Origin of the sequence: Chryseobacterium cucumeris, from assembly GCF_001593385.1 — a bacterium.
GTDB lineage: Bacteria > Bacteroidota > Bacteroidia > Flavobacteriales > Weeksellaceae > Chryseobacterium > Chryseobacterium cucumeris.
Genome location: NZ_LUVZ01000023.1, coordinates 311,800 through 336,528, shown reverse-complemented (window position 1 = coordinate 336,528; position 24,729 = coordinate 311,800). Strand labels below are relative to the sequence as shown.

Below are 24,729 nucleotides of genomic sequence, written 5' to 3'. Positions count from 1 at the left end.
AAATCAGTACCCTTTTGCTGCCTGGGCTTCTTTTAATTTTGGATTTAAATCCACTGCAGTCTGAGGATAAGGGAATCTGTAAAATTTATCATTCCAGACTCTTGTTGCAACCTGTGTATTTGTGATATCATAGACTGTTTTCATTACATTGGGAGCAATTTTCCATCTCCTGATATCATAGAATCTATGTCCTTCATTAGCGAGCTCTATTCTTCTTTCATTTCTAATAATATTCCTCAAGGTCTCCTTTGTCTGAGTTCTGCTAACTCCTGTCATGCCTACTCTACTTCTGATTTTATCTAATGCATCATAAATGGAGGCATCTGGCCCATAAAATTCATTTTTTGCTTCAGCATAAGTAAGCAATACCTCTGCATAGCGAATCAGCATAAAATTATTACTTGCATTCAAGTTTTCATCTAATGAGTTATAGTCTGCCATTTTTTTATAGTTATAGCCAATTTTTGATGTATTGTTTCCTCCTTTACCCCATGTGAACAGATGGTTCGTTCCAAAGCCTTTTAGATAGGACCAAGGACCATTTGGGTGCATAATACTTGCATATAAACGGGTGTCTCTGTTTTTGAATTCGTCCAGGTAGGAGCCATTTGGATTTCCATTGTTATAGTTTAATGCTCTTGTATCATTAGAAGGAGGTGTAAATGCTGTTCCATCTTTTTTCCAATATGCATTCACTAAATCAATTGTTGGGGTGATAGAGCTCCATCCACTCTCTTCATTGGGCAGTAGAAGAAGGGTCATGTAGTTGCTATATGTTCCTTTTGAATCTGGTACATATTGAGCTTCTAAAATTGATTCTATACTGCCTTCATTTTTAGCCCAGAATAATGCCTGATAATTACTTAAACCTTTGTAAAAATTATCTTTATCCGTAGTAGAAGTAAAAGTAACAAAGCTATCATAGTCTGTACTTGTGTCTACTGAAGCTGTATTGAAAAGCCCGTAAATTCCGGAATTCATTACCAGTTGAGCAGCTTCGTAGGCTTCTTTATATTTTCCTGTGTATAAATAGACCCTTGCCTTAAATGCTAATACGGCTCCTTTTGTTATTCTACCCTTATCTTGACCGGAGGTATAGATAGCTGGTAAATCATTTTCAATAGCATTTAATTCACTGGTTACAAAATCATCAATTTCAGCTTCAGAAACAGGTGTAAGAGAGGCGCCATCTAATTCGCCTGATTTCTGCACTAATGGAAGTGCTCCGAAGCGCTGAGATAAATCAAAATAATTAAAAGCTTTTATAAATCTTGCTTCTGCAATATATCTTTTAGCAAGATCTTTGTCCATTGGGATTTTATCAATATTTTCTAAAAAGGTATTTACTCTTCTGATTGTTGTAAAATCATACCCGAAATCTGTAGAAGGGAGTATGTCTCCTGCAGAAGCATCTACTGCAGTTGTTTCCCAAGGATATTGAGCATATGAGTTATCGGTATAACTATCGTTATACAAACTGCTATAAGCCGCGGAAGACATGTATGCATAAATACCGTTGAGTGCCATGGTAGCATCTTTTTCAGTTTTCCAAAAGGTTTCTTGTGATATTTTGTCTTCCGGAAACCTATCCAAATTACAAGAACCAGTAACTATAGTCAGAGTAATTGATAGCAGTATAATTTTTATTTTTTTCATTTTTAGATATTTCATTTTAAGTTAAAAGGTTGCATTTATACCAAACGATACGGTTTTTAAATTCGGATATGTGGCACGAGCACTAGCCATTTCAGGATCAAAATCTTTCACCCTTTTGTCTCCTCTCAGCGTAAAGTAATTTTCTAAGTTTGCATATATTCTGAATTTTTTCAATCCTATGCGGCTAACTACTTCCTGAGGAAGGGAATATCCTAAAGTAACAGACTTGATTCTGAAGTAACTTGCATCAAAAAGCCAAAAATCTGAAGTGACACCTATATTCTGAGTTCCACCCCCAGCCGGCAATACTCTATGGTACAAAGCATTAGGATTTGGATTTTCAGGAGTCCATCTGTTATCTAAAACATATTGCTTTACCCCTGCACCATTGAAAAATGCCTGAGAGGATTCTTTATCCAGATATACCTGAACATTCGCTACCCCTTGCCCTACTACGCTGAGATCAAAATTTTTATATCTGCCTCCTATACTTAAACCATACGTGAAACTGGGAACATCATTTCCTATTACCGTTCTATCATTTTCATTAACAACTCCATCTCCATTGATATCTACATACTTGATATCGCCAGGCTGAGAGGAACTGTATAATCTGGGATAATTATTATTAATATCTTCCTGGGTTAAGAGACCTGCAGTTTTATATCCGTAGAAATCACCAATTGAGCCTCCTACTTGTGTTATCCAATAATCATTGTATAGAGGTTTGCTATTGACAAGTGAGAGAATATTATTCTGATTTTTAGCAAAATTAGCATTGATGTAAAAGTCCCCATTTTCAAAATTTTTATTGTAACCCAAAGTAACTTCTATCCCTTTATTCTGGACGTCACCCGCATTAATTGGAGGCGCTTCGTTTCCTGCTACACCTGTCTCATATTGTAACTGATTGCTCATTAATGCGCCTTTTGTAAGACGGTTATAAAAATCTACTGAGAAAGTGAAAGTATTGCTGAATAAAGATCCATCCAGACCTATATTTTTGGTAACAATTTTTTCCCAACCTATATCAGAAAAACCAAGTCTACCTGGTACCACTATCCCTACTATAGCATTTCCCAGAACTGAAGAACCATTGTTCATATAGGTCTGGCTGTCATAATAGCCAATAGTATTGATAGATCCGGCGCTGCCATAAGAACCTCTCAATTTCAGGATATTAATAAAATTCAGGTTTTTAATAAAATTTTCTTTATCTAACCTCCAGGAAGCCATAACTGCCGGAAAATATCCCCATCTGTTTTCTTTAGCAAAACGTGAAGATGCATCTGCCCTCATAATACCCTCTAAAAAATATTTTTCCTGATAATTATAATTGATACGGGCGAAAGCAGACTGGAAAGCATATTGCTGAGTATTAGATTTCAATTCATCTAACGTTCCATCAAGGGTACTAAGAGCACTTAAAGAATGTAATCCATCTTTTGGTATATTGGATTTTTTACCTTCTACTTTTCTATAGGTATAATCCTCATAAGAAGCCCCTCCCAACACTTTAAAATAATGTGATGATATATTTTTTTCATAACTTACCAGGACCTGAGTATTGAGTAATTCATCAGATTCCCATTTTTCTTTATAGTTATTAACTGCTCTCGCAGTTGCACTAATAGGAGCTTGAGTTAAAAAATTGTATACAGGGTTTAGTGTATTTGTAAATTCCCCTAAACGATAGTTCCAGTTTGAGTAACTGACTTGGGCATCTATATTTAATCCCTTTAGAGGAACATAGTTTGCAGATAATGCCCCCATAAATTTTTGATCATTTGACTTAGAATCTCCGCCTTCTATGTTATTTCTCACGGGGTTGGTATTTGCAAATGTATTATCGACTTTACCAGCATTGATAGATCCCCACCATCCATTGGACTGTCTTACTGCCATAGTAGGAGTTATTCTTGCCAATTCTGTAGTATTAATATCATCTCCCTTATCATTGATCATTTGCTTGATAAATGATATATTAGAGTTTACTGTAAGCTTATCACTTAATTTAGACGAGGTGTTTGTTCTGAAAGAATATCTATCCATTCCTTTTGTAGGAGATAGAGACTCTTGTTTCAAATATCCTAAACTTGCAAAATAACGAGTTTTATCTCCACCCGATACATTAATCTCATTATTAAGCACATTGGCCATTTTTCTGTAAGTTTCTTTATACCAATCTGTGTTAGGGTATCTGTCTGGATCTGTACCTGCAGCAGTAAGATCTATTTGCTCTTGCTTATACTGAGAAAAATGACCAACATTATTATTAGCATTGTAATAGGCTTCATTTTTTAGTTTCATATATCCAACAGCATCTGCATATTTAGGTAAATAAGTGGGAGTCTGATAGGCATTATACATATTATAACTTATATTCATCTTACCTCCACCCCCTTTTTTGGTCTCGACAAGAACTACCCCGTAGCCAGCTCTTGTACCATAGATAGCTGCTGAAGCATCTTTTAATATGCTTATATTTTCTACATCTGCGGGACTTAGCCTGGAAAAGTCTGCAGCACTTGAGAGAATTCCATCTATTATATAAAGTGGGGAATTACCAGCAACACTCCTTCCCCTTACATTTAAGTTTGGAACAGAACCTACATCTCCTAAAGAAGATTTAATTGTAACTCCGGGTAAAGCACCTTGTATACTGGCTGTTAAACTTGTTGTTGGGCGATCCTGTAGTATCCTTTTGTCAACAGAAGCTATAGATCCGGAAACAGTTCCTTTTTTCTGTTTTCCGTATCCTACTAAAACAATTTCTTCCACATTTTTTACTTTCTTCATGAGGGTGTCCGAAGGTTTGTTTTTAGTTTCCTGTGCATACACAAATGGTATAGAGGACATTAGAACTGCACTCAAAATAATCTTTTTTTTCTTCATGCTTTTATTAATTTTATTTATTGGATATTATTTTACCTTAGAGTAGTTGCTTTCTTACTAATCTCTTTTTCTTATTTTTTCCTTTGCCTGAGAGGGAACTGGCTATTACTAAAACATTAACTGTTTGTTAATCAAATGTATATTTTTACTTCACACCTGCATACTGGTAACCACCAGTTTTTATCCCTTTACCACCAGTTTGAAAAAGATTAGAATATGCCTTATTAAAAAGCCTCCTGTAAATTGATGATGGTTGACAGACTTCATTCTTACTTTTAATAAGAACAACATAAAAACACCGATAACATTTAATATATCAGCGCTTTAACTTTATTCCAATGGATCAACAATTAAATATTAAGGTTAGTTTTTTAAAGGTTAAAAAAATCTTCAGTAAGCAAGTTTAGAGTTCATTTTCAAAATGTTTCAGGTAACCTTTTTACCGTTCCATAGCAACATTTTTCACGCAAAAAGTATGTTTTACCCGCTTCTGTTTTGTGTTTTTTTTAATAATGAATAATAAGCCAAAAAACATTGAAAGATACCTTCAACATCTTTGGCTTTACAACTTTTTTGCATTGAAAGAAAAAGAATTGTGAATAAGTTTAGAAAGGTTTCCCAAACCATTATTAATTAATTCAAAAAGATGTACAATAAGGTGTACCTAAATTAGATTGATAAGATTTTGCATTAGTGAAGAATTACTTCTTATCAAAGCATGGAATAAAGTGCAAAGAATTTCGAGTACAACTACCCAAATACTTTGCAAAATCTTTAAAATTTCTGCAATATATTCTTAAAATATAGGCATAATGCCCTTTAATTAACCTTTAAAATTTGTTCTACATCATTTACGGCCTTTACCAGAGCTTGTATTTTTTGTTTACCCTGTTTATTGAATTTTAATTTTTTAGAATCTCCACCTTACAAAAGCTTCCATGGCAGCATAAGTAGCAAGCCCCATTTTATGATAGGTTTCAGCTGTTTCTCTGTTTCTTTCTTCTGCTCTTTGCCAGAATTCTCTCATATCCGTTCCCTGGAATACGACTCCATCTTTTTGAGATTGATGCTTGAAAATTCCATAGCGTTTCTCCAAAATCTGGTCCGGGCTTAGGGGAACTGCCATTTCTATTTCTTCTATAGACCATTCTTTCCATGCTCCTCTGTATAGCCATAGCCAACAATCTTTCATGTATTCCTTCGATTTTAAATTCTTAACAGATTCAAAAACAGCATCTAAACATACTTTGTGTGTTCCATGAGGATCTGCTAAGTCACCAGCTGCGTATATCTGATGTGGTTTTACTTTGTCTATTATATCTGTTACAATTTTTGTATCTTCTGTACTTAATGGTTTTTTTTCTATTCTGCCTGTCTCATAGAAAGGCATTTCTAAAAAATGAATCTGACTGTCTGGTATTCCCACATAATAGCAAGTGGATTTTGCTTCTCCTTTCCTTATTAAGCCCTTGATATGCCTTACCTCAGGAATGTCTATATCACTATTTTTTTTATTTTGTAAAAATTTGGTTGCTTTGTCAAAAATCTTTTGTGCCGCATTATTTTCTATACCAAACATTTCGTTGTAGTCACAAACAAAATTGGCAAACCGCAATGCTTCAGAATCTGCTACGGCTATATTTCCGGAAGTTTGATAAGCAACGTGAACCTCATGCCCCTGCTGGTGTAGCCTTATGAAAGTTCCGCCCATACTAATAATATCATCATCCGGATGCGGACTGAATATAAGAACTCTTTTCTTGGCCGGAGTTTTCCTTTCTGGTCTATTACTATCATCTGCTCCTGGTTTACCTCCCGGCCATCCCGTTATGGTGTGTTGTAATTTATTGAAAATTTGAATATTGATATTGTAGGCTGGCCCTTTATCTGCCAACAGATCGCTCATTCCGTTTTCTATATAATCCGAATCGGTAAGCATCAATATTGGTTTTTTTATTTTTTGGGCTAACCCCAAAACTGCTTTTCGGATTAATGCATCAGTCCATTCTATTTTTTCTACCAGCCATGGAGTATTAATTCGGGTAAGCTTATGAGCAGCTGCCTGATCTAACACAAAAGTGGCATTTTTGTGTTCCTGCAGATAAGAGGCTGGTACTAGATTGGTAACAGGGCCTTCTACAGACTCTTTTATAATATTTGATTTAGATTCACCCCACGCCAGGAGTATTACTCTTTTCGCTTCCATTATTTTCTTCACTCCCAATGTAATAGCTGTTCTGGGAGTATTCGACAGTCCTAAAAACTCATTGCTTGCTGCTACTCTTGTGATATGATCTAAAGCTACAAGACGGGTTTTGGAATTTTGCAGGGAACCCGATTCATTAAATCCGATATGACCATTACCACCAATACCCAGAACCTGCAAATCTATCCCGCCTAAGGCTTCTATTTTAAGTTCGTATTCTGTACAATAATCTGCTATTTCTTCTTTGGATAATGTTCCGTCAGGAATGTGATAATTTTCAGAGAGAATATCTACTTTATCAAACAATAACTCTTTCATAAAACGAACATAACTATGTACGGAATCTGGTTCCATAGGATAATATTCGTCAAGGTTGAAAGTAATTACGTTTTTGAAGCTCAGACCTTCTTCTCTGTGCATTCGTACCAATTCTGCGTATAAGCTCTTGGGAGAAGACCCTGTAGCCAGCCCTAAAATACAAGGTTGTTTCTGGGACTGCTTGACGCGTATAAGATCAGAAATTTCTTTTGCTACAGATTTTGAAGCTGAAAGCGAATCCGTGAAAATAACTGTTTCTATCTTTTCAAATCTTTTCTCGAATCCTGTAGAGGAATCTATTGTGCTTTTTAACATATTAATTTGGTTTTTGGGAAGTGCTAAAATTAAATTTATACCTAATTGTTGAAACCTGTAAGAATCTGCTGTTGAATGCTTACATTAAAATTGTAATGCCAGCTTATTCCCATAAATTCTCAGGATACAGCTTCTTCATTCTTAGTTCTGAAATCCTTTTTTGTACAATTTCTTTATCTTCAGGGTAGGTAACTCCAAACCACCTGTCATTAGATTTCAGTAATTTTACGTTAACTTTTCCGGATGCTATACTGTCGGCAACCAAAGTGGGTAAATAGTATTCTGCTTTCAAATTCCCTTTGTTTTTCTCTAAAAAACGCTTAAAAGAATCATTACCAAATTCAAAACACCTGGGTGTGAAACCCCAAAAATTCATAGATACTGTTACCTCCTCTTCAATTGTTGTAAAACTCTCATCTTCTTCTTTGTACCTTAGCCCGTTTTCGCTTTTCTCTATATATGTTCTTTCTGTTACATTTAATAAGTTTCCATTACAATCTACCTCACATACACCCCGGGAAACATAGCCATGGTCTGAAACCGTATTCTTCAGTAAATAGCCTATCATACTAAAATGATAAGAGTTGATATCTGTTTTTTTTAGAAAATCATACATCACCATAAAGGCATCTCTCCCATAAAAATCATCAGCATTAATAATGGCGAAGTTTTCGTGTACCACATCTTTGGTAAGCAGTAAGGCATGTCCTGTTCCCCAGGGTTTGGTACGTTCTGCATTTAGATATTCCTGAGGGACACGATCAATCTCCTGATACACGTACTCTATTTCGGCTTTTCCTTTTATTTTTTTTTCTATTAATGACTTAAACTCATTTTCAAAACTTTCACGAATAATGAAAACAAACTTCTTAAAACCAGCCTGCAATGCATCATATAAAGAAAAATCTATAATGGTATCTCCCTGTGGAGTAAATATATCTAACTGTTTAAGACCTCCATATCTGCTGCCCATTCCGGCTGCTAAAATGATGAGTGTAGGATGGTGGTGATTTGTATTCATTTTCTTTAATAAATTTTGGATAAGTATCTTGAAAATTATAATCTACATTCGGGGATTTTCTAAGCAAACTTTAAGTTTCATACAAAAATTACTACAAATTCATAAAATGAAACCTTATACAAAACTTATATATTTTCAATAAAAAACAAAAAGAACAGGTACTACAAAGATACACTACAACAATATACAATTGATTTACAATCACTTAATATTATAAAAAAATAAATAATTATGATGATAATAATGAATTTGTTCCAATTCTTTATGACCAGAAAATCACAGAATTTTGTAAAATAATAAGATGTGATAAGGTTTAATTTAAAGTTATGGGTTGTTCACAGTGGGTGAAATTTTAAAAACAAGAGCGAAAGCTGCAAATAAAAATTTTACTACAAAATCATTATTAATTCATTAATAAGTGTATTATATTCAATTGACACATGTTATACAAATTACTGAATAACAACATATTGAAAACAAAAACAAATCATGTAGTATCGGTGTAGTAGATTTTTTTTATTATTTTGGTTAATAATTTTCACATTTGAAAATGATTGCTCAGAAAAAGATTAAATGATGAAAAAAGAATCTTTCGAGGAATTTTTGGCTTCAAGATAAAATCTTTAATAAAATGATAGATTATTTCTGTAACTGAAAAATAAAATTACTTATTCAACCAGCTTAAACATTCAGCGATTTGCATTTTACTGATAAAAATTTCAGTATTCACTTCCGGTTCCGGTGAAAGTCTAAGCTCTACTTTCTGGCTGGAATGCTTGATAATTTCGGAAACCGCATCTTTATTAATGATAAATTTCCTGTTGATCTTAAAGAAAATTTCAGGGTTCAGCTTCTGAATAATATCTTTAATGGTATCATCATAAATATAGGTCTGATGGTCTTTAGTAGTCAGGAAAAGGTACTTCCCGGAGGCAAAAAAGTAGGCAGTGTTATGCTCGTCTATTGATTTGAGTTTATTTCCTTCTCTTACCATGAAGCGTTTCATTACCTCATCTTCTGCCTGTCGCAGTGATGAAATAGATTTAAGAACCGGTTCAGGATCAAAATTATTTCTTATAGAAATAAATTTCTGTAAAGCTTTATGCAAATCTTCTTCCTCGAAAGGCTTCAGAAGGTAATCAATGGTGAAATGCCTGAAAACCCTCATGGCATATTCGTCAAATGCGGTAATGAAAATAATTGGGCTAAAAAGCTCTATCTGTTCAAAAATTTCAAGGCTCATTCCATCTCCAAGATGAATATCCATAAAAATAAGATCAGCCGAATCTTTCTCAAAGAACTCAATTGCCTGTTTTTTGGAACGAAGAATAACCGTCTCTGTAACAGGGACTATGCTCTGTGTATCCAAAAGATTTTTCAGATAATTCACAGCCAGCAGTTCATCTTCTATAATGGCAATTTTCATAACGATGCAAAAGTACAAAAAAACCGCTGAAACAATTAAGTTCAAGCGGTTTCCTCTGTATTGAATTTGATATGAAGTTCTATAAATTAGGGTTATTCTTCTTCGCACTCATTGGATATTCAATGGTATATCGCGGATCATTCTGCTGAAGAATATACTCGTTACCACTAATGGTGTGGCTTATTTTTTTCTGATTTGCTCTTCTTAAGTCGAACCATCTTTGGCCTTCCAGAGCAAATTCTCTGAATCTCTCATCCAGGATAAAGTTCATAAATGCTGTAGAATCCATTGAGTTCACCGCATTTTGTACTGAATTATATCCATCCGGAGTATATCTGTTTTTCATTACTTTCAGAAGTGTTTCTTTAGCCTCTGCAAGCTTGTTCAATTTTAACAATGCTTCAGATTTTATAAAATACTGCTCTGCTGTTCTGAAAGACACTTTGAATTCTAAACTTCCTCCTTTGGTGACTTTATACTTACTACCATTTTTTTCAAAATACATGCCAAACCTTTTATCTGCCGTAGTATTGTATGAAGAAATCAATTCCGGAGATGCAAAAGACAAGTTTTTTATAGAATTATCCCATGTATTATCCAAAGCCATGATCGATTCCGGGGAAGCATAATGGTTAGGTGGTGTGTTTACCGTATTTAAATTGCTCAGATCTCCTTTTACTGCCAATACCTGATCTGCATAGTTTAAAGCCTTATTCCAGTCTCTTTCATATAGGGCTGCCCTTGCTTCAAAAGCCAGCAATGCAACTTTTGAAAATCTGTAGTTCAATCCTGTTGCTTGTTTCTGTTCTACCATCAGATCTTCTGCTTTTTTAAGATCTGCATGAACCTGATTGTACACCTCCTGTACTGAAGATGGTTTTAATACCTGCTCAAGATCGATTTCAAGACTGATCGGAACGCCTCTGTCGGTAGAAGCTGTAGCACTATTGTACGGTTTTCCATATAAATTCACCATATCAAAATACAGGTAAGCACGAAGAGCATACGCCTCTGCTAAAATCTGATTCTTTTCAGGAGAATCCTGCATGGTTTTACTTCCTTCATTGATAATCTGATTCAGATAAAAGTTCACGGAATAAAAGCTTACCCATGGAAATTCTGTAGATGCCTGATCATTATTAGCGTCTTTCCACATCGCAATTTCACGATAGGAAATAAAATCCGTTGAATTATCATCAATATTCACCTCATCGGTACGAAGGGCTACCAGAGATTTATGAACAGGATATTTTGAATAGGCAGATGTAAGTACTTTTCTGTAATCTTCAACTGTGGTAGGAATAACTTTTCCCTCAGGCTGAATATCCAGAAACCTGTCACATCCGATATTGATAAAGCTGATTGCTGCAAGAGCTATGATTGCTGTAATTTTTCTCATTTTTCTCAAGTTTTAAAAAGAAACATTAAATCCTACGGTCACCGACTTGGTGATAGGCTGTGCATAAATATTACCATACGTTTCCGGATCGAAATATCCTTTGTATCCGTTGCTGAATACAAACAGGTTACGCCCTTCAACACTCAGTCTCAAACTTGTGATCCCCATCGGATTTGTAAATTCTTTAGGAAGTGTATACCCTAAACGGATGCTGCTGATTCTGATATAGCTGATCTCTTTTGCCCATACATCCAGTAAGCTGTAGGCATTGGAACGGTTTCCTGTAAACCATTTATTGGCCATCCATCCGTCCGGATTAGCTTCCATATCAGGACTTGTAATTCCCGGAAGCGAACCTCCAGCTTCATAAATATCTCTTGTGTAGTTTCTTCCTCTGTCTAACTCCATACCTCGGTAAGAAGGCGTTCTCATTACTGTCTGCTTCAGGTTGAATGTTGCAGAGATGGTAAGGTCAAAATTACTTACTTTAAAGGTGTTGATAATCCCTCCGGTAAATTTCGGATCTCTGTCTCCTACATAAGTAAACAGGCTTCTCAGCTCAGCATTTGAAAGTTTGGTATCAACAAGCTGCCCTGGCAGGAAATCTGCATACACATCATATAACTTAAAGAATTCTGCTGCTGAAATTTTCTGATCTCCTTTCCAGAATAATGGGTTTCCCTGTTCATCCATTCCTGCAGTTTTCAAAGCAAAGACAGCATTTACCGGAAGTCCTTCTCTTGATGGAAGCAATGCATTATCACGCGGCTGCTCACTCAATACTCTGCTCTTGTTGTGTGCAAAGTTAATGGTAGTCGTCCATTTGAAATTATCATGATTGATATTTCTGGTAGATATCGCCAGTTCAAACCCTTTGTTGGTCAGGCTTCCCCAGTTCATCATCGTATATTCGAATCCTGTTTCCAAAGGAGTTTCTTTCATACTGATCATATCCGTACCTTTTCTGCTATAGACATCAGCAGTAAGGCTTACACGGTTATTGAACAATCCCAAATCAAGACCTAAGTTGGTATTGGTTGTTTTTTCCCATCTTAGTTTATCGTTCGGAGGGCTGAGAACATTGATAATCGATTCTTTTCCTCCAGGAAGAATGGTGGCATCATTATATTCACCGATAAAGAATGGTGAGGTGTTTCTGTCGATATTTCCCTGAAGACCGTAAGATGCTCTCAATCTAAGGTTGGATACAGCAGAAATATTTTTCATAAAGTCTTCCTTCGTTACCAGCCATGATCCTGAAACGGCCCATATCGGAAGGTATTTATACTTTTTGTTAACTCCAAACAGGTTAGTACCGTCATATCTCACACTTCCAAAGAATGTATATTTCTGATCATACGTATAAGAAGCTGTAGCAAACATAGATGCATAGGCATTCTCTATAGGAGCTGCTTCACGGTAGGTTTCATATCTTTTATCAGCTGCAAAACTTGAATTCGGGAAAACGATTGCTGTGGCTCTTCTTGTTGAAGGATCGTATCCGAAAGCCCTCGTGATAGTTGTGTTATCTTCTGTTTTACGGATTTCTGTTCCTGCCATCAAATCAATCTCATGCTTATTGATCTTCGTGCTATATGCCGCCTGTAATTTCCAGTTGTACTGGAAGAAATCATTATCCCAGTTTTGTTTTACCGCACCAGCCGGCAGAAAGTAATTGTATTTACCGTCTTTATAGTAACGGGTATTTTCTTTCATTTTTCTGGTAAAATAGGTATTCTCCGCTGCAAATTTCTCTGTTTTATTAGCATCATACTGAAGTCCCAACTGAGAAGTAAATCTTAAACTTTTTGAAGCTTTATATTCTAAATCTAAAATTGCTTTCAAAGAGTTATTTTTCAGTGAATAGTTGGTATTTTCTCTTTCTTCAAGGAAGTTGAAAGGAATATAACGATCTTCAAAACCATCCATATCTCTATCATAATTGTAGCTTCCATCCGCATTGAAAGGCTTCATGTAAGGATTGGCATTTCTTGAATAATTCACAGGGTTGATTGAAGCATCAGCATCTGTTACAAAAGATGTACGTTCGCTCTGCGTTCCGAAAATAGAGATTCCTGCATTTAACTTATCGCTTAGTTTATAATTGTTTTTTAAAGTAAGGTTATAACGCTTAAAACCTGTACCGATAGTTGTTCCTTCTTCATCATAATATCCCAGGGAGAAATAGTAATCTGCGCGGTCACTTCCTCCTGAAACACTTAATCCGTATTGTTTGTTGATGGCATTTCTATACAACAGTTTACCCCAGTCTGTGTTGTTATTTCTTAAACCGTTAATTTGTTGGCGTGTGAATGAGTTCAAAGCATCAAACCCTCCGTTTCTGAAAGCATCAAGCTGGTTATTCTGAGTCAGGATTCTCATTACTTCTCCTTTATCGGCACGGTACGTAAGATCTGCGCGCTTGGCAAGCATCAGTTCCAGATCTACTTTTTCAGAAGCATTTAAAAGATTTAATTTATCAAAATCAGGACGAGAGGTAACGAAAGTGTCTGCTGAGAAGTTCAGTTTCAGATTTCCTTTCTTTCCTTTTTTGGTGGTGATAGAGATAACTCCGTTGGCTGCTCTTGCTCCATAAATAGCTGTTGCCGCTGCATCTTTAAGGATGGTAATATCTTCAATATCGTTAGGGTTTAAGCCTGCGATAGAGAAGTTCTGAAGCTGATCAATATTGTCTTTATCCGTAAAATTCGGAACATCATTTCCTTCTAACGGAAGACCGTCAATGACCCATAGCGGATCCTGGGGACCGGAAAGGGAAGCTGTCCCTCTGATTCTGATCTTCGCCGGACTTCCCGGAGCTCCCGTTTCAGGAGTTACTGCCACACCGGCAATCTGCCCTGCCAGCATCTGGTCTACACTGGCAACACCAGCCTGGCTGATGTTGTCCATTTTCACGGTAGAAACCGCTGAGGTCTGCTTACGCTTTTCAATTTTCTGATACCCTGTGATAATAACTTCCTGGATTTTATTTTTATCCGAAATCTCAGAAGTCAGTCTGATGGTATAGTTGGTCTGCCCTTCATTCAGTTGAATGACTCTGGATTCATACCCAGGATAACTTACCAATACCGTTTTTGTATCAGCAGGGATTTCCAATATAAATTTTCCGTCCTTATCTGTCACCGTACCTACTGATACACTTTCGATAATTCCTTCCAACTCCGTTTTTGTAGAAACCGATTGGGTCTCGATTTTTATAGATGCACCGGTGATAACCTGAGACGTATTTCCGTCTTCTATTTTCCCTGTGATGGTTTTCTTTTGCTGGGCCATTGCTATATTAGCAGCCAAAAGAGGTAAAAGTATTAGAGTTTTTTTCATTGCCGTTTATTTGTTTAAAGCCTCTTGTATACGAATGATTAAATCTGTGTAATGTGCTCTGGAAGCATCATCACCTCTGTACCTTGTTCTGTTCAGTAAATCCAGAACTTTCTGAAGTTCTGCTCTCTTGTAAGTTGTCACTTCAGATACTCTTTTCATGGATGAATAATTGATATTCCTCAAACCATGATCATCTTCATGAAAATTACAGATGGTAGGCATATTCAAAGTATCATCTACTTTCAATCCTTTCACTGCTGTTTTTTCAAATAATTTGTTCACAGAGACAATCAAAGCATCCACATAATTTTTCTGAGTCATTTTCTCAAGCATCGTAAGGCTTCCTTTTTTACTGAAAATGGCAGTTCTAACCTGATCAAATAAATTTTCAACCGTATAGATTTCTTCTTTAGAGCCAGACATCTGATGTTTCAGCTCATTTTCAAGTAACCTCAACAATCTGTCATCCATAAACAAAGAATAGATATTTGCATACTGCATTCCTCTTGCCATGGTATATGGTGTTTGCTCGAATGGTCCCATTGGTGAATCCTTAACCGGATACGTTTTTTCTGTAATCGGATTAAAGAATAACCATTCCGGAAGGTTGATGGCATTTTTAACAAGATAATCAACTGCTCTTCTCTGAATTTCTGCAGGAACAGCTTCATAGGCTTTCTTCTTGTTACCAAAAACAGTATTGTTCAGGTAGATTCCTCCTACATTCGCCATCACATGACCTGTATACAAATCCCACTGCCCGATTACTCCCAGATAAAGTTTTCCGGCATCTGTGTATTCTTTACCATCTTCATACGTCCATTTCAGGAGGTTGTTAATTACCACTTTCAGGTTTTTGATTCCGTACTCGCTGGCTTTCATCGCATCATCACCTAAATCTTCAGACTGCGAACGCGGATCAATGGTTTCCAGGTAGCTCTGCTGCTCTCCATAGAAGTACATCGGGTCATCTGCATGTTTTTCAATTAAGTTTTTCAGTGCTTTTTTCTCTACGAATTCATCCGGATACCAACGGTACCCCCACTCGATGGCATATTTATCGTAAATACCGATTTTCGGAGTGATTGCTGTAACTCCATCTTCCGGCTGAGCTACATAATTGTAACGGGCATAATCCATAATGGAAGGTGCCGTACCACCCATTTTGTCTGTAAATTCTTTGGAACGAAGCGACTCTACCGGGAATGCAAAGGATGCTCCCATATTGTGCTTCAGTCCGAAAGTGTGCCCTACCTCATGGGATGAAACAAAACGGATCGCTTCTCCCATATGTTCATCACTGAATTTATTTCCTCTTGCTTTAGGATCAATAGGTCCGGTTTGAATTCTCATCCAGTCGTGAAGAGAAGTCATTACATTATGCCACCAGATGATATCTGCTTCGATAATTTCCCCACTTCTCGGGTCTACTACTGATGGCCCCATTGCATTTGACTTTGGCGACGCGGCGTAAGTAATTACAGAATATCTTACATCATCAATATCAAAATCTTCATCTTTCTCATCCGGCATTTTCGCAATCACTGCATTTTTGAATCCTGCCTGCTCAAACGCCGCCTGCCAGTCATGTACTCCGGCAATGATTTTCTCACGCCATTGTTTCGGTGTTGCCGGATCGATATAATAAACAATCGGTTTCTTAGGCTCTACCAGCTCACCTTTTAAATATTTTTCTTTGTCCTCGTCCTTCGGTTCAAGATTCCATTTGGTAATAAAGAATTTCTCATCCATTTTTTGCTGGTTGTCATTAAACGACCAGTGTTTTTCGGAGAAAAATCCAACTCTTGAATCAGCTACTCTTGGTTTCATCGGTATTTTAGAAAGCAGAACCAGATTGGTTGTAACGCCTAAAGTTACCGGAAGATCTACCCCGCCTTCATTGACAGAAGTGGACAATTGGGACTTCACCACAAGGTTTTTAGGAAAAGTCTTCACACCTTCAATGTAAGAAAGACTTGATTTCACAGATCCACCCAATCCTACATTGGCCAGCACATCATTAAAACTTTTCTGATTTCCGTCAAAAACTTTATTCACTTTAATGGCTACAGCCGTAGAGTCGTTGTTTTGTGCTTCAATATCAAAGACTTCAATCACAGATTCTGAAAAGTTATCTTTCACAGATTTTGTAATGGCGTCATTTTTAGGGGATGACACTTTAGGAACCACCGTTTTTACCCATACTTTTTTAGCTACAGGATCACGGTAAAAAGAGATGACCTTATTCTCATAGTTCATTCCTTTGTTTAAACCTGCCTCATTGACCTGCATGGGTACCTGAGAAAGCTTGTTGACCACCAAAAACTGACGCCCCATCAAACTGTCAGGTATTTCAAAATAAATATCCGTCTTTACCTGAATGGTATTAAAGAGTCCTTTTTTATAGGTTCCCTTTTTGATCAGGTCTTCAATTTTTTTTGTTTTCTTTGAGGAAGAGGCCTCTGTCTTATCTGTTTTTTCTTTGTTAACCTTTACCGTATCTTTATCTTTTTTCTGTGCTATTGCCATTGGTGAGGCCATAGCAAGACCGAGATACAGTGCAAGTCTGTAATTCTTCATTAAAATAGTCCGATTCATTCCAAATAGTAAATATCTTAGTTTCAGCCAGCAAAGCTATAGGTATCATGAATCATATATATAATATTAGGGAGTGAATGGTGCTAATTCGGGAGTGAATGGATTTTTATTTTACTTCATTAAAGGCAAAAAACATACGAAATATTCACTATCTACAGAAATATGAAGAAGATTATTCTTAAAATATCCATAAACCTGATTCAAATATTCAATTCCGAATTTCTCTCCCTGTACCGTTTCCGTCTTAGGCTGCAAGGTATTCTTTACCGTGATCCCGTTTTCATCAACGACAATGATAATTTCCAAAGGCTGGTCCATCGTTGCAATATTATGTTTGGTCGCATTTTCCGTGACTATCTGAAGGGATAAATAGGGAATTCTTTTTTCAAGACTTTCAGGAGCATTAATAATCAATTCAAACTTCAGTTCTTCATCAAACCTGCTTTTCAGAAGTTCCATATAGTGCTGTATAAATTTAATTTCCTGCGAAACCGGAACAATATTATCTTTTGGAGGTACTATAAGATACCTGTAAATCCTGGAAAGATTCATGGTAAACTTCTGTGCATTTTCTTTATTAATCCCGATCAGCATATAAAGGGAATTCAATGAGTTGAAAAGAAAATGGGGATTGATATTATTTTTAAGCTGCTGAAGCTGATTGATCACTTCGGCTTTGTGCATCTTTTCGTTCTCTATCAAAAGCAAATTCTTCTCAGACTGTATTTTTTCTTTTTCCTGATAAGCCAGACTGGTTGCTCTCTGAAACAATATGAATACCGTTACAATGAGAAACAACGCTGCCAGAAAAATATAAACAGTATAGGTTTTTATCTTGCTGATGTTCTCATCAATAATAAAATTCACATGATTCACTACCGTGTATCCATCAAAATTATCAGTCTTCAATGGTTTTATAAAGCGTGTTACCTCCACTCCCAGATATTCTGAAACGGCTGTTCCTTTAGTATATCCTGCTTCAGTTTTGCTGGTCAGTGTATCATTAGCTTTAATATCTGTAAAGTCAAAAATATTCTTTCCGATATACTTCTTCTCAGGATGGGTAATACAGATTCCTTCTTTGGTAAAGACATAAGCGTAGGTATTGGAACTTTTATCGACATTAATAAAATATTGATGAAGATCATCCAGGCTTACGGTAGAGCCATAGTACAATTTGTTTTTATCAGGTAGTATCAAAGAATCGTAACTAATCCAATACATGCTGTCCTTTTTGGTAAGCAAAAGGTCTTTAAAATGTCCCGGTCCGTTATTCTTTATCACAATAGAATTTTCTTTACGATCTGTCTTCCTGAAAATACCGGATAAAGGATTATTACTATCTGTTTTTCCTGAAGTGGTGTTTTCATAATAATACCAGCTATAGGGCAGCAGATTTCTTTTTTTATTTAAATCATTTAAAACCGAAGAATAATCCTTGTAATTCTTCAGTCCGTCTTTCTGAATCAGAGCACGAAGCAAATACTGATAATCCTCAATATTCCTGAACTCATGTTCTATCGATTCATACTTTCGGAAGAATGTTTTCTTTGCAAAATCATCGGTATTCTTACGGCTGTCTTCTGTGATCAGTAGACTCAAAACAGCAAATGCTGCCACTGCGATCAGGCAGGCAGATAAAGCAGTAATATAAATGGATTTTTTGGATAAGGCGTGCTTAAAATTAATAATCAAATTCTCTAAATTATGGATTCCTCTACATATAAATTATTCGTTTGCAAAGATATAACAAAGATTTCAGGACCATAAAGTGAATTAAATTTAGATTTCATATTTTAAAGTAAAAAACAAAAATCCAGATAAGCTGAAGTCTTAAAGTTCGTTAATATCGTCATTGATACCACCAATTCAGCATGCTATATTTTTAAAATTAATTATCTTCGCCTACAAATCTTATTTGAAAATGAAGAAGATCATCTCCGGGTTATCTATTTTTTGTGCCATCGCGATCTCTGCTCAGGAAGCCATACAGTTTCAGGAGCTGCCATTCAAAGATATTATTGCAAAAGCCAAGAAGGAAAAGAAATTGGTTTTTATTGATGCCTATGCTTCCTGGTGTGGCCCATGCAAAATGATGGAAAAAAATGTATTCACACAGAAAGCAGTAAGTGACTACTACAACACCAACTTCATTAATGCAAGATTTGACATGGAGAAGGGAGAAGGCAGAGATATCGCTTCAAAATTCGGAGTACGTTCCTATCCTACTTATCTTTTCCTGAACGGTGAAGGAGAACTTGTTTCCAGAAATACCGGTTATATGGAAGAAAGTCTGTTTGTGGCAATGGCACAGGACATTAATTCACCCGGAAATAAAAAAGGCTCTCTTAAAGACCGTTTTGCCGGCGGTGAAAAAGACCCGGAATTCCTGATCAACATTATGAAGCTTAACGCTAACTCAGATTATGAATTTGCCAAAAAAGCTTCCGAAAGATATTTCCAGAATAAAAAGAAAACTGAAGAGCTTACAAAGGATGAAATCGGATTTCTTCTTTACTTCGTAAAATCATCGGAAGATACCAACTATCCTGTTTTTGCATCCAGAAAAGCAGAGATTATTAAATTCCTTCCTGAAGAAACTTACAATGAATTTGATGCCCAGCTGAAACTGGGAAAAATAGTAGAACAGTCTATTGATGATAAAAATAAAAAAATCAATGATGACTACTTCATGAAAGCTGCCGAACCATTGGTAGGGAAAGAAGCTGCTGTTAAAAAACTAAATCAGACGAAGCTCAGCTATTATGAACAGAACAGTAATTTTTCTGAATATGAGAAAGCGGCTTTAGATTATTATAAAAATTCTGATGCTTTTGATCCGAATGAACTCCTGAGAGCAGCATGGATATTTGCAGATCATGTGAAAACTCCTTCTTCATTAAAGAAAGCTACAGAATGGGCAGAAAAATCTGTTATGAGAAGCGAGACTTCGGAAAACACTTATATTCTTGCCAAACTTTATCACCTTACGGGAAATAAAGAGATGGCAAAAAACTATGCTGAAATGTCTAAAAATTTAGCAGTTCAGGGCAATAAGGATTCTCAACTGGCAGATGAACTATTAAAGCAGATAAAATAAACATTATAAACCGGATGAAATATAAATTATTAGCAGCAGGCATTTTAGCTTTCCTGTCAGCAACTACGTTGAGCGCTCAGGAACAAGGGGGACAGGATAAAAGTTTATACATAAAAGGGAATGCTTTATTTGCTCCAATAGGAATTTTAAACTTAGGAATAGAAAAACAAATCAGTCCAAAATATACCCTTCAGGGAGATGTTTTCATTTCGCCGTGGAAATCTTTCGGAGGGCATAAACTACAGTTTTACTCTATTTCTGCAGAAGGAAGATATTACTTTACTGAGGCTTTCAAACATTGGTATGTAGGTGCTAACGTATCCGTAGCTGCTTACAATGCCACAAAATGGAGTTATTGGAATGACAGCACTTTTGAAAACTGGAATGGAGAAATCCTTAAAAACTCCAACCTGTACCAGAAAGGATTTTCTGTGATGCTGGGTGTTACAGCAGGATATCAATTTCAATTATCTGAGCGTTGGAATCTGGACATTTATGGAACAATCGGAACATCACAAGGATTTTATAAAGGCTATGACAAATCTACAGGAAAACGTTATGATTCTGCAGAAAAGTTTAATAAAAGTGGTGAAATCATCCCATACAGAGGAGGTGTCATGATTTCTTATAAATTAAAATAATACAATGAAACCATTCGGAAGAAATCATATTATCATTTCAGTTATCACTTTTGTGATACTTTTTTTAATGAACTATATCGGGAATGATTTACCTGATAAATTACAGAGAGCCTTAATGACAGCTTTTGCAGGAGTTGTTGGACTGACTGTGGGACTGTTTATATTAAATAAGGGCAGAAATGATAAAAATCCGCCCCAAAATTTTGATTAATTAATCTTCGTACACCACATATCTGGTTCTGATCTTTTCGAAACTTTCCAGATCTTTTTTCCACGAAGCCTTAATTTCCGGGATTGATTTTCCTGCGATAATCTGTTTTCTCAATTCATCAGTTCCGGATAAAGTATCAAACCAAAGATTTTTCAGGAAGAAATCCTGCTGTGGATTTTTATAGTTTTGATAGGCTTTGATTACCCATTCAAGATTCAGTTCTCTTAAATCTTTAGGATAACCGGAAAGGTTTTCACCATAACACAGCTTTCCGTTCAGGAAAGGGTCTTTAGCACCATAACTTGGTTTGGGCGTAAACTGATAAGGCAGATTTTCCGTCCATGGAGAACCATAAATCTGGAAAGGAAGATCTGTTCCTCTTCCTACAGAAACTTGTGTACCTTCAAAAAAGCAAAGGCTTGGATATAAATTAATTGCTTTATCATTGGGTAAATTAGGAGAAGGTTTATCAAGCATCAGATAACGCTGCTTTTTATGATAATTCTTCATCGGAACAAGCGTATATTTAGCCTGAACTTGATTCTTCAGCCATTTCTCTCCGTTCACCATTTTTCCATACTCTCCTATTGTCAGCCCATATACTACGGGAACTTCGTGAAGTCCAACAAAACCTGACCATTTTTTTCTCAGGACAGGTCCGTCAGTGTATCCGTCATGTGGATTGGGACGATCCAAAACCATGATCTCCACATTATTCTCAGCTCCGGCTTCCATCAGATAAGACAAAGTGGAAATATAGGTGTAAAACCTTACTCCTACATCCTGAATATCAAAAACAACGATGTCAATTCCTGAAAGTTGCTCCGGCTTTGGCTTTTTATTATTTCCATATAGTGAAACAATGGGAATTCCGGTCTTTACATCTACTCCGTTTTTCACTTTTGCCCCTGCATCAGCATCACCTCTGAAGCCATGTTCAGGTGCGAAAATAGACTTGATTTTAATTCCGTTTTTTACAAGAAAATCAACCAAATGGGTTTTATCACTCATTAAACCTGTCTGATTGGTCACCACCCCTATCGTTTTATTTTTTAACAGTGGCAAGTAGATTTCAGGTTGGTCTGCACCGGTTTTAAAATCCGATTGAACTTGAGTCTGAGAATAATATTGGTTGAATACTCCTAAAAAAATTAGGCAAATCAGAAGTAAATTTTTAATTTTGAAATCTAAATTCATAAGCTTGAAATTTCCTTTATATTTCTCTAGAAAAATAGCATTTTCCAAAGATAACAAAAATAACCTTTCAAGGGTTATCATCTTCATTGGCAGGCTTTCCGTAGCATTGGGAATTATTGTTTCCCTCATTACCGTAGCCACCGGTTTTGGTTCTAAAAAAGCTATCAAGGAGAGGCTGGCTGATTTCAGCGGACATATTACCGTAAGGTCTACACGATCCAATTCTTCATACAATACTTCTGTACTGGACAATCAGGGACTCAATATTGCCAAGATAAAAGAACTTCCCGATGTGGAAAGTACCCAAAAATATGTAACGGTTACCGGAATTATGCGTAATGAGCACAATTTCGCAGGCATTATATTTAAGGGAATCGGTAAGGATTTTGACAGTCTAAGATTTAAAAAATTCCTTATAGCCGGAACAACTCCGAAGGTAACAGAAAAAGGATTCAATAGTGATGTTGCGATTTCACAGAAAGTGGCCAATGATCTTCATCTTAAAGTAAATGACAGCATTGTTACTGTATTTTTAAAAGCAGATCAAAAACCGCTTTACCGTAAATTCAGAGTTATCGGAATTTACAGAACTGACATTAAACTAATTGACGAACAATTTGTTATCGGAGGAATCAATCATGCAAGAAAGATTCAGGATATGAAACCAGATGAAATTGGCGGAATAGATATTTTCCTGAAGAATGTGAATGATATCGACAAAGATTTTCCTGACATCGAAAAACTGATCGGATATAAGAACTATGCTGAAAAAGCGACAGAAAAATTCCCGCAGATCACTGACTGGATCAGTATTTTTGATACCAATATTGCTTTAATCATTATCATCATGCTGATTGTAGTGGTGATCAATATCATTATGGTTCTTCTGATTCTTATTATCGAACGAACCAATTCTATTGGCCTTCTGAAAACATTAGGAGCAAGCAATTCACAGATAAGAGCTACTTTCATCAATTATACCCTGATTATTATGATCCCGGGGCTTTTGTACGGAAATGCTATCGGATTAGGACTGATTTTAATCCAGAAATTCTTTGGAATCATCAAACTTAATCCTGAAAATTACTACGTAAGTACTGTTCCGGTTGATCTTAACCCAATTGCCATTATTTCTATCTCAGTAGGAATTCTTATTATCTCAGGGCTGGCCTTGATTATTCCGAGCTACCTGATCAGTAAGATTTCTCCGGTGAAAGCGATTAAGTACAACTAACCTGATAATTGATAATTGATAATTGATAATTGATAATTGATAATTGATAATTGAAAGTTATTGATTGTGTATCAGTTGATTTCAGTGTTATCCACAACTTATCCACACGTTATCCACAGCGCAGATAATTTTAAAAGCCTTATCTTTGTGCCGCTTATAAAACATTTATGAAATACGCAAAAAATATCCTTGAAACGATAGGTAACACACCGCTGGTAAAGCTTAACAAAGTATTAGGTGAAGATTTTCCGGCATTGGTATTAGCAAAAGTAGAGACCTTCAATCCCGGAAACTCAGTGAAGGACAGAATGGCTCTTAAAATGATAGAGGATGCCGAAAAAGACGGCAGATTAAAACCTGGAGGAACCATTATTGAAGGAACTTCCGGAAATACAGGAATGGGACTGGCTTTGGCAGCCATCATCAAAGGGTACAAATGTATCTTTGTAACCAATTCAAAACAGTCAAAAGAAAAATGTGATATTCTTCGTGCTGTAGGAGCCGAAGTAATTGTTTGCCCTACTGACGTAAAACCTACCGATCCACGTTCTTATTATTCAGTTTCCAAAAGACTGGCAAAAGAAACGGAAAACGGATGGTATGTCAACCAATATGATAACCTGTCCAACAGAGCCGCTCATTATGAATCCACGGCTCCGGAGATCTGGGAACAGACAGAAGGAAAACTGACTCATTTTGTAGTAGGAGCCGGAACAGGAGGTACAATCACCGGGTGCGGAACATTTTTCAAAGAAAAAAATCCGGACATCAAAGTAATCGGAGTGGATACTTATGGCTCTATTCTGAAAGAATTCCACGAAACTGGTGAGCTTCATTATGATCACGCTTACACTTATATCACAGAAGGAATCGGGGAAGATATCATTCCTGAAAACTATGATATGTCTGTAATTGATCATTTTGAAAAAGTAACGGATAAAGACGGCGCTATCTATGCCAGAAAACTGGCGAAAGAGGAAGGTATTTTCTGTGGATATTCTGCCGGAAGTGCTATTGCATCTTTGATTCAGATGAAAGATCAGTTCACAAAAGATGATGTCATTGTTGTTTTACTTCATGACCATGGCTCAAGATATGTAGGAAAAATCTACAATGACGAGTGGATGAAGGAAATGGGCTGGTTGGAAGAGAACAAATAAGCTAACTTGT

15 protein-coding genes are annotated in these 24,729 nt (G+C 36.3%); 5 read left to right on the top strand and 10 right to left on the bottom strand.

From position 1 onward, the window contains the following. Positions 1 to 3: 3 nt before the first annotated feature. The 9 genes from A1704_RS13925 to A1704_RS13885 form a co-directional block, all read right to left on the bottom strand. Complete coding sequence (locus A1704_RS13925) at positions 4 to 1,656, bottom strand: RagB/SusD family nutrient uptake outer membrane protein (RefSeq protein ID WP_062674346.1); 1,653 nt, start codon at positions 1,654 to 1,656, stop codon at positions 4 to 6. Positions 1,657 to 1,677: 21 nt separating this feature from the next. After that, positions 1,678 to 4,551 carry a SusC/RagA family TonB-linked outer membrane protein gene (locus A1704_RS13920; protein ID WP_082798788.1) on the bottom strand — a complete coding sequence of 958 codons (2,874 nt, stop codon included), beginning with the start codon at positions 4,549 to 4,551 and terminating at the stop codon, positions 1,678 to 1,680. Between the two features lie 910 nt (positions 4,552 to 5,461). Then, complete coding sequence (gene nagB, locus A1704_RS13915; protein WP_062674342.1) at positions 5,462 to 7,390, bottom strand: glucosamine-6-phosphate deaminase; 1,929 nt, start codon at positions 7,388 to 7,390, stop codon at positions 5,462 to 5,464. 103 nt (positions 7,391 to 7,493) lie between these two features. Beyond that, on the bottom strand, positions 7,494 to 8,411 hold the full coding sequence (locus A1704_RS13910) for a nucleotidyltransferase family protein (RefSeq protein ID WP_062674340.1): 918 nt from the start codon (positions 8,409 to 8,411) through the stop codon (positions 7,494 to 7,496). 664 nt (positions 8,412 to 9,075) lie between these two features. After that, a complete protein-coding gene (locus tag A1704_RS13905; RefSeq protein WP_062674338.1) occupies positions 9,076 to 9,837 on the bottom strand; it encodes a LytR/AlgR family response regulator transcription factor in 762 nt (253 codons plus the stop codon). 79 nt (positions 9,838 to 9,916) lie between these two features. Continuing rightward, positions 9,917 to 11,236: a RagB/SusD family nutrient uptake outer membrane protein gene (locus A1704_RS13900; protein WP_062674336.1), complete on the bottom strand. Its 1,320-nt coding sequence runs from the start codon at positions 11,234 to 11,236 to the stop codon at positions 9,917 to 9,919. 12 nt (positions 11,237 to 11,248) lie between these two features. Continuing rightward, on the bottom strand, positions 11,249 to 14,578 hold the full coding sequence (locus A1704_RS13895; protein WP_062674334.1) for a SusC/RagA family TonB-linked outer membrane protein: 3,330 nt from the start codon (positions 14,576 to 14,578) through the stop codon (positions 11,249 to 11,251). A gap of 6 nt (positions 14,579 to 14,584) precedes the next feature. Beyond that, positions 14,585 to 17,158, bottom strand: a complete 2,574-nt coding sequence (locus A1704_RS13890; RefSeq protein WP_238590619.1) for a zinc-dependent metalloprotease — start codon at positions 17,156 to 17,158, stop codon at positions 14,585 to 14,587. Between the two features lie 129 nt (positions 17,159 to 17,287). Next, entirely contained in the window at positions 17,288 to 18,871 is a 1,584-nt protein-coding gene (locus tag A1704_RS13885) for a histidine kinase (protein ID WP_062674330.1), read from the bottom strand. 229 nt (positions 18,872 to 19,100) lie between these two features. Between A1704_RS13885 and A1704_RS13880 the strand changes: the two genes are divergently transcribed. From A1704_RS13880 to A1704_RS13870, 3 genes are read left to right on the top strand one after another with little or no spacing between them, the layout of a single operon-like run. Beyond that, positions 19,101 to 20,276 (top strand): thioredoxin family protein, encoded by a 1,176-nt coding sequence (locus A1704_RS13880; RefSeq protein ID WP_062674328.1) that lies wholly within the window; start codon positions 19,101 to 19,103, stop codon positions 20,274 to 20,276. Between the two features lie 14 nt (positions 20,277 to 20,290). Further along, positions 20,291 to 20,917: a DUF3575 domain-containing protein gene (locus A1704_RS13875; protein ID WP_062674326.1), complete on the top strand. Its 627-nt coding sequence runs from the start codon at positions 20,291 to 20,293 to the stop codon at positions 20,915 to 20,917. Positions 20,918 to 20,921: 4 nt separating this feature from the next. Further along, positions 20,922 to 21,128: a hypothetical protein gene (locus A1704_RS13870; RefSeq protein ID WP_062674325.1), complete on the top strand. Its 207-nt coding sequence runs from the start codon at positions 20,922 to 20,924 to the stop codon at positions 21,126 to 21,128. On the opposite strand, the gene A1704_RS13865 is transcribed toward A1704_RS13870, so the two are convergent. Next, the gene (locus tag A1704_RS13865; RefSeq protein WP_062674807.1) at positions 21,129 to 22,325 is read right to left on the bottom strand and encodes an exo-beta-N-acetylmuramidase NamZ family protein; all 1,197 of its coding nucleotides are present in this window, start codon (positions 22,323 to 22,325) and stop codon (positions 21,129 to 21,131) included. A 4-nt stretch (positions 22,326 to 22,329) separates the two neighbouring features. Here A1704_RS13865 and A1704_RS13860 point away from each other — a divergent pair, with 4 nt between their 5' ends. Together A1704_RS13860 and A1704_RS13855 are read left to right on the top strand one after the other, a co-directional pair. Next, positions 22,330 to 23,559: an ABC transporter permease gene (locus A1704_RS13860; RefSeq protein ID WP_062674322.1), complete on the top strand. Its 1,230-nt coding sequence runs from the start codon at positions 22,330 to 22,332 to the stop codon at positions 23,557 to 23,559. Positions 23,560 to 23,726: 167 nt separating this feature from the next. Then, positions 23,727 to 24,719, top strand: coding sequence for a PLP-dependent cysteine synthase family protein (locus tag A1704_RS13855; protein ID WP_062674320.1), 993 nt, complete (start codon positions 23,727 to 23,729; stop codon positions 24,717 to 24,719). Positions 24,720 to 24,729 lie beyond the last annotated feature (10 nt).